We start from the raw sequence: 10,024 nt of genomic DNA, 5'->3' as shown, positions 1-10,024 counted from the left end.
GGCGGCATGGACACCCCGCCCACCGAGATCGTCCCCGCCCGGCCGCCGGTTCCGCGGTCGATGCTGCGCGGCTTCCTGAACCGCTGCCCGGAATGCGGGAAGGGCCACATGTTCGGCCGCTTCCTGAAGGTCCGGCCGTCCTGCGAATGCTGCGGGCTCGAGATGCAGGGCCACCGGGCGGACGACCTGCCGCCCTATCTCGTGATCTTCATCGTCGGCCACATCGTCGGCTACCTCGCCCTGAAGGTCGAGATGAACTACGACGTACCCCTCTGGGCCTCGATGCTGCTGTGGCCCCTGCTCGCCCTGGTGATGGCGCTCGCGCTGCTGCAGCCGGTGAAGGGGGCCGTCGTCGGCCTGCAATACGCCCTTGGCATGCACGGCTTCGGCAAGCTACCTCCCGACGCGGAGCGGCACGGCTCCCAGGAGGCAGGCTTTGGACCCGGCGATCACGCAAACCCTGCCGCCGGCTTCGGGCGCCTCTGAGCCCCCCGCCCGCAAGGCCCCCGCGCTCAAGCCCCGCCACGCCGCGACGCTGATCCTGCTGGACCGCTCGCGCAAGCGGCTGCGCGTGCTCATGGGCCGGCGCAATGCCCGCCTCGCCTTCATGGGCGGCAAGTTCGTCTTCCCCGGCGGCCGCATCGAGCCCACCGACCGCAAGATGCCGGTGATGGGCGCCCTGCCCGGCCGCAGCGAGGCGGCCCTGGCCGCCCGCGTCGCCCGCGCGAGCGGCGATCTCGGGCGCATCCTCGCCCTGGCCGCGATCCGCGAGACCTTCGAGGAAACGGGCCTGATGCTCGGCACCCGCGATTACGGCTCGCCGGATTCCGTGCCCGAGGGACCCTGGACGGCCTTCCGCGACGAGGGCGTGCTGCCGGATCTCGAAGCCCTCAGCCTCGTGGCCCGGGCGATCACGCCCCCCGGCCGGCCCCGCCGCTTCGACACCCGCTTCTTCGTCGCCGACCGCCGGTCGATCGCGGTCGAGCGCGCCGGCATCGTGGGACCGGATTCGGAGCTGACGGAGCTCGCCTGGGTCGGCCTCGACGAGGCGCGCCAGCTCGACCTGCCGCGCATCACCCGCGCCGTGCTCGACGACCTCGAGGCCGCGGCCGGCGCGGATTTCGCCCCGCATCTACCGATCCCGTTCTATTTCGAGCGCTACGGCAAGGGGCAGCGGGAGCTGCTCTGAGGCCGAGTCGGGCCGATCGCGTCGGCCTTTCCTCTCCCTGGGGCTACGGCCTTTGCGGAAGTGAGTCCTGGGTGGCGAGGAGGGCGCCGGCGAGGAGGGCGGCGAAGCGCTTCCAGCCGCGGGCCATGGTCTTGGCCCCCGGTGGCTTGCCGGCGACGTTCCAGCCGCCGTGCCGGGCCACGATCCAGGACAGCCAGGCCAGGGAGCCCGGCGGGTGGGGGCTGCGCAGGCGCGCCGTGCTGCCCTGAGCAAAGGCGTGCGACACGTGAACGCTGTCGCATCGGCGCGGGGGAGCCCTCCGAAACCGAACGCCGTTGAGCCGGAGACGGACCGGATTTCGCGTGACAGGCATCGGGTTCCCGTCGTTTTAGGAACCCGACCAGGACGGGAGGGACGCATGGCCGAGGATCCGCAGCAGAGCGAGGCCTATCGCGCGGGCAAGGCCGCCGCGGAGGCGCGGGAGCCGCGCTCGCGCAACCCGCATCCGCCGGGCAGCCCGGAGCACGAGGCCTGGCAGGCGGGCTTCGCCGCCGTCACCGCGCCGGACGAGATCGCCGACGACATCGCGGATTTCGCCTGATGCGGGCCGTGCTCGCGGGCGCCGGCCTCGCGCTCCTCGCCCTCGCTCACCCGGTATCGGCCCAGGAGGCAGCCCAGCAGGCGGCGAGAAAGCCCCTGGTGATCCCGCAGGAGGCCGGGGCGCGGCAGGGCCGCGTCGTCGGCCGGGCGATCCTCTGCGGCGTCGCTCCGGAGCGGGTCGACGCCCTGCTGCGGAGCCGGCGCGAAGCGATGCAGCGGGCGGTCGGCGTGGCCCTGACCCAGGAGCGCTACGTGCTCGCCCTCAACGACGCCATCGCCTTCGAAACGAGCCTGCCGAAGCCGGAGGCCCCGGCCTTCTGCGAGACGGCGCTCGCCGGCTTCTCCGCCCTGGAGACGGGCGAGTAGGGCGCCTGCGCCAGCGCATGATGGCACCCCGACCCGGCCGAAAGTTCGATTGACGGCGGCCGGGCCGGGGGCTGTGCTGGCCGCGCCATCACCACGGAGAAAAACGCCCATGGCCGATCTGAAGACGCTGCGCGACGTGTCCGGGCTCGGGTCGGAGCCGGCTGGGCTGAAGGGCTCCGCCCTGGTGCTGATCGACCTGCAGAACACCTATCGCCAGGGGCTGATGACGCTCGAAGGCGTCGAGGCGGCGGTGCGGGAGGCCCAGACCCTGCTCGGCCGGGCGCGGCAGGCGGGCATCCCGGTCTTCCACGTGCGCCACGATGCCGGCCCCGGCTCGCCCTACGACGTGAGCGCGGCCATCGGCCAGATCAGCGACGAGGTCGCCCCGATTCCTGGCGAGCCGGTCGTCACCAAGAACTATCCGAGCTCCTTCGTCGGCACCGACCTGCAGCAGAAGCTGGAGGCGGCCGGAGTGAAGGACGTGATCCTGGCGGGCTTCATGACGCATATGTGCGTCAACTCCACCGCCCGCAGCGCCTTCAACCTGGGCTTCCGCCCCACCGTGGTCGCCGCCGCCACCGCCACCCGCGCCCTGCCGGGGCCGGACGGCAGCATCGTCCCCGCCGCCGCCCTCCAGGCCGCGAGCCTCGCGGCCCTGGGCGATTTGTTCGCGGTGATCGCGCCCACGGGGGCGGAGATCCGCTGAGGCGGCTTTTTGGGGAGTGGGCCGCGCTCAGACGAACCGGCCGCCGCGCTGGATGACCTCGATCTTGTAGCCGTCCGGATCGGTGGTGAAGAAGAACTTCGCGAGCGGCGTGTCGCCGTGCTTCAGCGCCTTCACGGGGGTGGCGGGCAGGCCCTCGCGTTCGAAGCGGGCATGCTCGGCCTCGACATCCTCCACGGTGACGGCGAAATGCCCGTAGCCGTCGCCGAGATTGTAGGGCTCGCTGCGGCCCTTGTTCACCGTCAGCTCCAGCTCGAAGGGCGAGGACGGGTCGCGCAGGTAGATCAGCGTGAAATCCGGGAAGTCGATCCGGTCCGCCACCGCGAGGCCGAAGGCGCGGGCGTAGAAGTCGCGCGAGCGCTGCTCGTCGAGGACGCGGATCATCGAGTGGACGGGCTTGGACATGGAGGTTCCTCGAAGTCGGTTCGCGGCGCGCCGGCCGGGCCGGGGCGCCCCGCCCATCTGGCGCGAATGGGGCGCGACGGAAAGGCCCCGTCATCCTTAACGGGACGTCAACCTTACGGGGCGTCTCTGGGGGCGCGATGCTCGCCCCGAATCCCCACGGACCCGACGCCGCCGGCCTCTTGCCCCCGGGCGATGCCGGCCTGCAGGCCGCCTTCCTCGGCTGGCGGGACGCCCTCGTCCGCGAGCGGCGCATGGCAGAGAATACGGTCGAGGCCTATGCCCGCGACCTGCGCCAGTTCCTGGTCCATCTCGACCAGCGCCGCGGCACCCCGACCCTCGCCCTCATCACCGCCCTGACGCCGCGGGACCTGCGCGCCTTCATGGCGGCGCGGCGGGCGGAGGGCATCGGCGGGCGCTCGCTGATGCGGATGCTCGCGGGCCTGCGCTCCTTCGCCCGCTACCTGGAGCGGGAGGGGCATGGCGGCGTGGCGGCCCTCGGCGCGGTGCGCTCGCCCAAGGTCGAGCGGCGCCTGCCGCGCCCCCTGCCGGTGCCGGCGGCCCTGGCCATGACCCGGGCCGAGACGAGGGCCGGCGAGGCCAAGGAGCCCTGGGTGCTCGCCCGGGACGCCGCGGTGATCGCGCTGCTCTACGGCTCCGGCCTGCGCATCTCCGAGGCCCTCGGCCTCACCCGCAAGGACGCGCCCCTGCCGGGGATCGACGAGGTGCGGGTGACCGGCAAGGGCGGCAAGGTGCGCGCCGTGCCGGTGCTGCCCGCGGTGGCGCAGGCGGTCGCCGATTACCTCGCCGCCTGCCCCTACCCTCTCGACGAGGAGGACGCGCTCTTCGTGGGCGCCAAGGGTGGCCCGCTCTCGCCGCGGGTGGTGCAATACGCCGTCGCCACCCTGCGCGGGGCGCTCGGCCTGCCCGACAGCGCGACGCCGCACGCCCTGCGCCACTCCTTCGCCACGCATCTGCTCGCCCGCCAGGGGGAGCTGCGGGCGATCCAGGAGCTGATGGGCCACGCCTCGCTCTCAACCACGCAGCTCTACACCAAGGTCGACGCCGCCCGCCTGATGAGCGCCTTCGAGGCCGCCCATCCCCGCGCCGGGCGCGTGGTCCCGTGAGCGCGATGCCGCGCCCGGGACGGAAAACCGTGACAAGCCGGCTCGAAATTCCAGTGGAGCCATCCCGCGTCCTTTGTCTCGCCGCGATTGCGTGGCGCTATGGTTACCAACAAGGCGGCCCGGCTTCTCGGTCCGCCTCGCCGATCAGGAGCAGCCCATGCCCGTCGTTGGCCTCTGCGTCGCAGTCCTTCCTGTCATCGCCGTCCTTGCCGTCACCGCCGTGGTGAAGACGCTGCTCCTGCCGGTCTCGGCGGTGCGCGTGCTGGCCCGGTCCCGCGCCGCCAGCCGCGCCTAGCCGGTTCGGCTCAGGCGGCCGTCGCGGCGCGCCGCGTCGCGAGGCTGACGAGCAGGGCGACGGCGACGTTCAGGATCAGCGCCACGGCGCCGATATTGACGTCCTGGATCGCCCCCGGCAGCCCCGGGAACAGGCTCGCCATGGTCCAGCCGCCCGAGGTCGTCACCGCCACGGTGCCGACACCCGCGAGGATGCCCGCCATGGCCCCCGCCTTGGTCAGGGGGTTGCGGGGAAGCAGGCTCGCGAACAGGGCCGGGAAGAGCTGGGTGACGAAGCTGTAGCCCATCAGCAGCAGCTGCACGATCGTCTCGCCCCCGTGCAGGGTGAAGGCGACGCAGACCAGCGCCAGAACCGGCGCGGTGAGCCGCGCCAGGGTGCCCGTGGAGGCATCCGCCCGCCCGCGCAGGAGCGGGCGGAGCAGGGTGTTGGCCGTGAGCGTCGCCCCCGCGATCAGGATCATCGAGCCCGGCACCAGGGCCGTGAACACGCCGGTCGCCCCGATCACCCCGACGAACCACGGCGGGAAGGTCTCCAGGGCGATCTTGAACAGCGACAGGTCGACATCCGGCCCCTTCAGCCCCGGCACCTGCAGCACCGCGGAGAAGCCTGCGAAGAACACGAACAGCAGCATCAGCTGGTAGAGCGGCAGCAGCACCGCGTTGCGGCGGAACACCCCCGGCTCCCGCGCCGTGTAGAGCGAGGCGAAGGTGTGCGGGAACATCCAGCCCCCGAGGGCCGTGAGCAGCGTCGTCGAGGCGAACCAGGAGGCGCTCTGGCCCCGCTCCGGAAGGGCGAGGAAGCCGGGCTTGGCCTGGTCGATCGCCCGGAACATCTCCCCGATGCCGCCATAGTAGTGATACGGCAGGTAGATCCCCAGGAAGACGACCACGCCGAGGATCATCATGTCCTTGAGCACCGCCGTCCAGGCGGAGCCGCGCACGCCGGAGACCGTCACGTAGACGGTGACGACCGCCGCCCCGATCCAGATCGCCACGGTCGGCGGGATCGCGCCGTAGGAGGCGGTGGACACGATGATGCCGAGGCCCTTCAGCTGCAGCACCATGTAGGGGACGAGGGAGACGATCCCGACCAGGGCCACCAGCACGCCGAGGGCCGGGCTGTCGTATTTCGCGGCGAAGAAATCCGGCTGCGAGAACAGGTTGCGCGCCTTGGCGTAGCGCCAGATCGGCGGCAGCAGCCAGTAGGAGATCACGTAGATCAGGCTGAGATAGCAGAGGATGTAGTAGGTCGGGCCGCCCTTGCCGTAGGCCCAGCCCGAGCCGCCGAGGAAGGCGAAGGTGGTGTAGATCTCCCCCGCCATCAGCAGGAAGACCAGAGCCGTGCCGAAGCCGCGGCCGCCCACGCTCCACTGCTCCATGTCCATGTCGCGGCCGGCCCGGGCCAGCAGGCCGAGGCCGAGGGCCACGAGGACGGCCAGCCCGATGATCGGAAGCGCCGCGTTCATCGGTCGGAGCCCGGGCGGTTGGCCGGATCGGTGAGGTAGATCACCCCCATGATCGCCGCGGTCGCCACCGTGCAGCCGACGAGCCAGGCGAGCAGGAACGGCATGCCGAGCACCAAAGGCTCGACCCGGTTGAACACGAAGGGGCCGCCGAGCATGCCGAGAAACGGCAGCAGGCCGAGCCATTGCAGGTGCTTCATGCGCGATTCGGTTCCGTCTTGAGCGGAGATGCCGGGAGAAGAGGCAGAGGACGGGCCAAGGTCCATGATCCGCCGCGACGGTCAAGCTGGCACATGGCTTGCGGATCTTTCCTGCGGATGGATGACCATCATCCGGAGTGATCGCCATGCAATCGTCGGCCGCCAGCCCTCCCGAGGGCAATGTCCTGTTTCCCCTCATCCTGTCGCTGGCCGGCGCCGCCGCCACCGGCGTGCTCTGGGCCTATGCCAACCCGATCCAGCTGGTGCCGGGCGTCATCCAGTGGCGCATCTTCGCCTTCCTGCCGCCGCTGATCGGCGTGCTGCTGGGCGCGCGCAGCGGCTTCATCGCCGGCTATCTCGGCACCATCGTCTGGTCGCTGCTGGCCGGCACCTTCATCCCCGCCCATTCGCTGATCGTCGACGGCATCATGGTGGGCCTGACGGGCTTCGTGCCCGGCTTCCTGTTCGATCCCGGCAAGCAGACGACGGACAAGGTCTGGCTCGCCAAGCTCGCCGCCACCTGCCTCGCCGTGGGCCTCGTCATGGTCGTCGCCGTCTCGGCGAGCCTCGCCTATCTCGGCATCTTCCCGTTCTGGTGGGCGGTCACCTATCTCGGCCTGTCCGACGTGGTGCCGATGCTGGTGGGCACGCCGCTCCTGGTTCTGCCCGCCACGAAGGTGCTGGAGAGCGCCCATCCCGGCGGCTTCACCCGGTTCTGACCGCGGCGGACCGGAGGACGGCCAGGGTTCGGATATTCAAGGTACGTGGCGTTGCTCGACATCCAGGACCTGACGGTCGGCTTCGGGGCGAGCCGGCCGGCGCTCGATCGGATCGGCCTCGCCCTCGGGGAGGGGGAGGCCGCCCTCGTCTGCGGGGCGGGCGCCTCGGGAAAATCCGTGCTGCTCGCCGCCGCGGCCGGGGTGATCCCGCGGCTGGTGAAGCCCCGGTTGTGGCAGGGGGAGGTGCGCCTGCACGGCGCGCCGCTCTCCGGCCTGGGGGCCGCCGACCTGTTCCGCGCCGTGAGCCCGGTCTTCCAGAATCTCGACGACCAGCTCTGGAACCTGAGCGTCGAGGACCTGATCGCCTTTCCCCTCGAGAACCGGCGGATGGAGCGGGCGGCCCTGCGCCGCCGCGTCGCCGAACTGATGGATCTCTTCGCCCTCTGGCCGCTCTCGGGCCGGATGGTGCTCGACCTGTCCGGGGGCGAGCGGCGCATGGTGGCGCTGGCGGCGGCGCTGGCTGGGCGGCCGCGGCTCCTCGCCCTCGACGAGCCGACCACCGGCCTCGACCCGGCCGCCCGCGCCCGGCTTCTCGGCATCCTGACCGCCCTGCGGGCCGCGCCCGAGGCCCCGGCGCTCCTCGCCGCCGACCAGGACGCCGCCGCCCTGGCCCCGGCCATGGACCGCATCGCCTTCCTGACGGAGGGCCGCCTCGGCGCCGCCCTGCCCCGGGCGGAGGCGATGGCCCGCCCGGGGTCCTGGGACGAGGCCGGCATCCTGCCCCCTTCCCGCCGGCGGCCCTGCCGGGCGCAGGGCGCGCCGGGGGAGAGCCTGCTCGACGTCTTCGACCTGCGCTCGGTCCTGCGCCGCGGCACCGGGGCGCCGGTGCTCGACGCGGTCAGCTTCGGCCTTCGCCGCGGCGAGGTGCTGGGCCTCGTCGGCCGCAACGGTGCCGGCAAGACCACCCTGTTCCAGACCGTGCTCGGCCTCGCCCGGGCCGCGGCGGGGCGGATCCTGATCGCCGGGGAGGAGGCCCGCGACTGGACGCCGGCCAGGCGGGCCCGGCGCATCGGCTACATGCCGCAGAACATGCGCCGGGTGCTGTTCAACCTCAGCGTGATCGACGAGGCGGCCTTCGCGGTCTGCGCGGAGACGCGCCGCCTCAAGGAGCCCGCGGTGGCGGCGCGGGCGCGCGCCGCCCTCGACACCTACGGCCTCGCCGGGAAGACGGAGGCCAATCCCTTCGCGCTCTCGGCCAGGGAGCAGGCGCTGCTCGGCCTCGCCTGCCTGGAGGCGGCGGAGAGCCCCGTCGCCATCCTCGACGAGCCCCTGCTCGCCCGCGACGCCCTCGGCCGGGCCATGCTGGAGCGCTTCCTGGCCGCGGGCCGGGCGCAGGGGCGGGCGGCGATCCTGATCTCGCACGACCTCGAACTCGTCGACGACGTGGCCGACCGGGTCATGATCCTGGAGGAGGGCCGGATCGGCTTCGACGGCCCGACCGGAGAGGCCTGGGCGGCGCCGGCCTTCGCCCGCCTCGGCTGGCCGCGGCCCTATGCGGATCTGGAGCGCGCCGCATGAGCACGCTTTTGCGCCTGAACTTCTTCGTGAAGCTCGCCGGGGCCTTCGCGGTGATGCTCGCGGCCTGGCTCGCGCCGCAGGCCTGGATGACCGCGGCCATCGCCGCCCTCGTCGTCCTCGTCCTGAGCCTGCTGCGGCTGCCGGGGCTGCGCGGCTACCTGAAGGGCGCGGCGATCCTCGTCGTGCTGGTAGTGGCCTCCTGGCTCCTGAACCTGTCGCTGCAGGGGATGCCGTTGCCCGAGGCGGCGCTCACGGCGCTGCGCATGGCGGCGCGGCTGGTGGCCACGACGGGCGCCTTCTTCTTCGTGGTCGAGACCAGCACCCCCGGCGCGATCATGGCCGCGGCGAGCGCCGCCCGGCTGCCGCCGACGGCGACGCTGGTGCTCTCGCTGATGTTCGGCATCGTGCCGATGCTGCGCCGGGAATTCGAGCAGATCGCCGATGCGCAGCGCGCCCGCGGCCTCGACATCGACGCCGCGCCCTTCCACCTGCGCCTGCGCTTCGCCCTGGCCCGCGGCGTGCCGCTGCTGGTGCAGGCGGTGCGCATGGCGCACGCCATCTCCGTCTCCCTCACCGTCTCCGGCTACGATACCCGGGCGAAGCGCACGAGCTGGCGCGGCGTCGGGCTCCTCGTCGAAGACCGCCTGCCCCGGAAACCCGCCCAGCCATGACCTCCGCCGAGCCCCCCTTCACCGGCCATGCCTGGCCCGTCGACGTCGCCGGCTATCCGCTCGACCTGCCGATCGTGGCGATCAAGCCGGATTTCGCGATCTCGCTGATGATGATCATCGATCTCGGCGTGCGCTTCGGCGCCCATATCGGGCAGAAGCTCGCCGAGAAGCTGGCGCCCCTCGAACCGGAGGTGGTGGTGGGGGCGGCGACCCTCGGCATCCCCGTCGCCATCGAGGTGAGCCGGGCGCTCGGCCTGAACGACTACGTCGTGCTGCAGAAATCGCCCAAGCTCCATCTCGCCAACGCCCTGACCCAGCCGATCCGCTCGATCACCTCCCATGGCGAGCAGCGCCTGCTCCTCGACCCGCGGGCGGTGCCCCTGCTCGCGGGCAAGCGCACGGTGGTGGTGGACGACGTGATCGCCAGCGGCGGCAGCCTCAAGGGCTCCGTGGCGCTCGCCCGCCAGGCGGGGGCGGAGGTCGTCGGCATCGGCGTGGTGCTGACCGAGGCCCATGACTGGGAGCCGGTGCTCGGCCCCGACGCCGCCCTGGTGCACAGCCTCGCCCATATCCCGCAATTCGCCCCGGACGGCGCGGGCGGCTGGGCGCCGATCCCGGCGACGCTCTGAGGGGAAGGGGACTCCTTCGGCCGCGTCCCGCCCCTCCGCGGACTGTCGGAGAGAGGGCAGGAAAGACCGTCGCGGAGATCGGT

15 protein-coding genes are annotated in these 10,024 nt (G+C 72.4%); 11 read left to right on the top strand and 4 right to left on the bottom strand.

All coding sequences use genetic code 11. The features are described 5' to 3' along the window. The first annotated feature begins 6 nt into the window (after positions 1-6). Together MFF21_RS05300 and MFF21_RS05295 are read left to right on the top strand one after the other, a co-directional pair. The gene (locus MFF21_RS05300; protein ID WP_373324925.1) at positions 7-486 is read left to right on the top strand and encodes a DUF983 domain-containing protein; all 480 of its coding nucleotides are present in this window, start codon (positions 7-9) and stop codon (positions 484-486) included. Then, positions 437-1,189, top strand: a complete 753-nt coding sequence (locus tag MFF21_RS05295; protein ID WP_373324924.1) for an NUDIX hydrolase — start codon at positions 437-439, stop codon at positions 1,187-1,189. Before MFF21_RS05300 ends, MFF21_RS05295 begins: the two co-directional genes overlap by 50 nt. A gap of 43 nt (positions 1,190-1,232) precedes the next feature. Here the strand turns inward: MFF21_RS05295 and MFF21_RS05290 are convergent, their stop codons facing one another. After that, the gene (locus tag MFF21_RS05290) at positions 1,233-1,454 is read right to left on the bottom strand and encodes a hypothetical protein (protein WP_238310148.1); all 222 of its coding nucleotides are present in this window, start codon (positions 1,452-1,454) and stop codon (positions 1,233-1,235) included. A 132-nt stretch (positions 1,455-1,586) separates the two neighbouring features. On the opposite strand from MFF21_RS05290, the gene MFF21_RS05285 reads away from it, so the two are divergent. The 3 genes from MFF21_RS05285 (at position 1,587) to MFF21_RS05275 (ending at position 2,840) form a co-directional block, all read left to right on the top strand. Next, positions 1,587-1,769: a hypothetical protein gene (locus MFF21_RS05285; protein ID WP_238310147.1), complete on the top strand. Its 183-nt coding sequence runs from the start codon at positions 1,587-1,589 to the stop codon at positions 1,767-1,769. Beyond that, positions 1,769-2,134 carry a hypothetical protein gene (locus MFF21_RS05280; protein WP_238310146.1) on the top strand — a complete coding sequence of 122 codons (366 nt, stop codon included), beginning with the start codon at positions 1,769-1,771 and terminating at the stop codon, positions 2,132-2,134. The genes MFF21_RS05285 and MFF21_RS05280 overlap by 1 nt, the downstream gene beginning before the upstream one ends. 109 nt (positions 2,135-2,243) lie before the next feature. After that, on the top strand, positions 2,244-2,840 hold the full coding sequence (locus MFF21_RS05275; protein WP_238310145.1) for a cysteine hydrolase family protein: 597 nt from the start codon (positions 2,244-2,246) through the stop codon (positions 2,838-2,840). Positions 2,841-2,867: 27 nt separating this feature from the next. Here MFF21_RS05275 and MFF21_RS05270 read toward each other — a convergent pair whose 3' ends face one another. After that, positions 2,868-3,263 (bottom strand): VOC family protein, encoded by a 396-nt coding sequence (locus MFF21_RS05270; RefSeq protein ID WP_238310144.1) that lies wholly within the window; start codon positions 3,261-3,263, stop codon positions 2,868-2,870. Between the two features lie 137 nt (positions 3,264-3,400). Here MFF21_RS05270 and MFF21_RS05265 point away from each other — a divergent pair, with 137 nt between their 5' ends. Together MFF21_RS05265 and MFF21_RS05260 are read left to right on the top strand one after the other, a co-directional pair. Further along, positions 3,401-4,387: a tyrosine recombinase XerC gene (locus MFF21_RS05265; RefSeq protein ID WP_238310143.1), complete on the top strand. Its 987-nt coding sequence runs from the start codon at positions 3,401-3,403 to the stop codon at positions 4,385-4,387. A gap of 157 nt (positions 4,388-4,544) precedes the next feature. Beyond that, positions 4,545-4,682, top strand: a complete 138-nt coding sequence (locus MFF21_RS05260) for a hypothetical protein (protein WP_238310142.1) — start codon at positions 4,545-4,547, stop codon at positions 4,680-4,682. Positions 4,683-4,692: 10 nt separating this feature from the next. On the opposite strand, the gene MFF21_RS05255 is transcribed toward MFF21_RS05260, so the two are convergent. Together MFF21_RS05255 and MFF21_RS05250 are read right to left on the bottom strand one after the other, a co-directional pair. Then, positions 4,693-6,147 (bottom strand): sodium:solute symporter family protein, encoded by a 1,455-nt coding sequence (locus MFF21_RS05255; protein WP_238310141.1) that lies wholly within the window; start codon positions 6,145-6,147, stop codon positions 4,693-4,695. Then, a complete protein-coding gene (locus tag MFF21_RS05250; protein WP_238310140.1) occupies positions 6,144-6,344 on the bottom strand; it encodes a DUF3311 domain-containing protein in 201 nt (66 codons plus the stop codon). Before MFF21_RS05250 ends, MFF21_RS05255 begins: the two co-directional genes overlap by 4 nt. A 146-nt stretch (positions 6,345-6,490) precedes the next feature. Here MFF21_RS05250 and MFF21_RS05245 point away from each other — a divergent pair, with 146 nt between their 5' ends. From MFF21_RS05245 to MFF21_RS05230, 4 genes are read left to right on the top strand one after another with little or no spacing between them, the layout of a single operon-like run. Continuing rightward, a complete protein-coding gene (locus tag MFF21_RS05245; RefSeq protein WP_238310139.1) occupies positions 6,491-7,063 on the top strand; it encodes an aminotriazole resistance protein in 573 nt (190 codons plus the stop codon). Between the two features lie 45 nt (positions 7,064-7,108). After that, on the top strand, positions 7,109-8,641 hold the full coding sequence (locus tag MFF21_RS05240; RefSeq protein ID WP_238310138.1) for an ABC transporter ATP-binding protein: 1,533 nt from the start codon (positions 7,109-7,111) through the stop codon (positions 8,639-8,641). Further along, positions 8,638-9,312, top strand: coding sequence for an energy-coupling factor transporter transmembrane component T family protein (locus tag MFF21_RS05235; RefSeq protein ID WP_238310137.1), 675 nt, complete (start codon positions 8,638-8,640; stop codon positions 9,310-9,312). The genes MFF21_RS05240 and MFF21_RS05235 overlap by 4 nt, the downstream gene beginning before the upstream one ends. After that, entirely contained in the window at positions 9,309-9,941 is a 633-nt protein-coding gene (locus MFF21_RS05230; RefSeq protein WP_238310136.1) for a phosphoribosyltransferase family protein, read from the top strand. The genes MFF21_RS05235 and MFF21_RS05230 overlap by 4 nt, the downstream gene beginning before the upstream one ends. Positions 9,942-10,024 lie beyond the last annotated feature (83 nt).

Source organism: Methylobacterium organophilum, assembly GCF_022179465.1.
Taxonomy (GTDB): Bacteria; Pseudomonadota; Alphaproteobacteria; order Rhizobiales; family Beijerinckiaceae; genus Methylobacterium; species Methylobacterium organophilum.
Note: the sequence above shows the minus strand (reverse complement) of the source record. Positions and strands in the feature narration are given on the sequence as shown.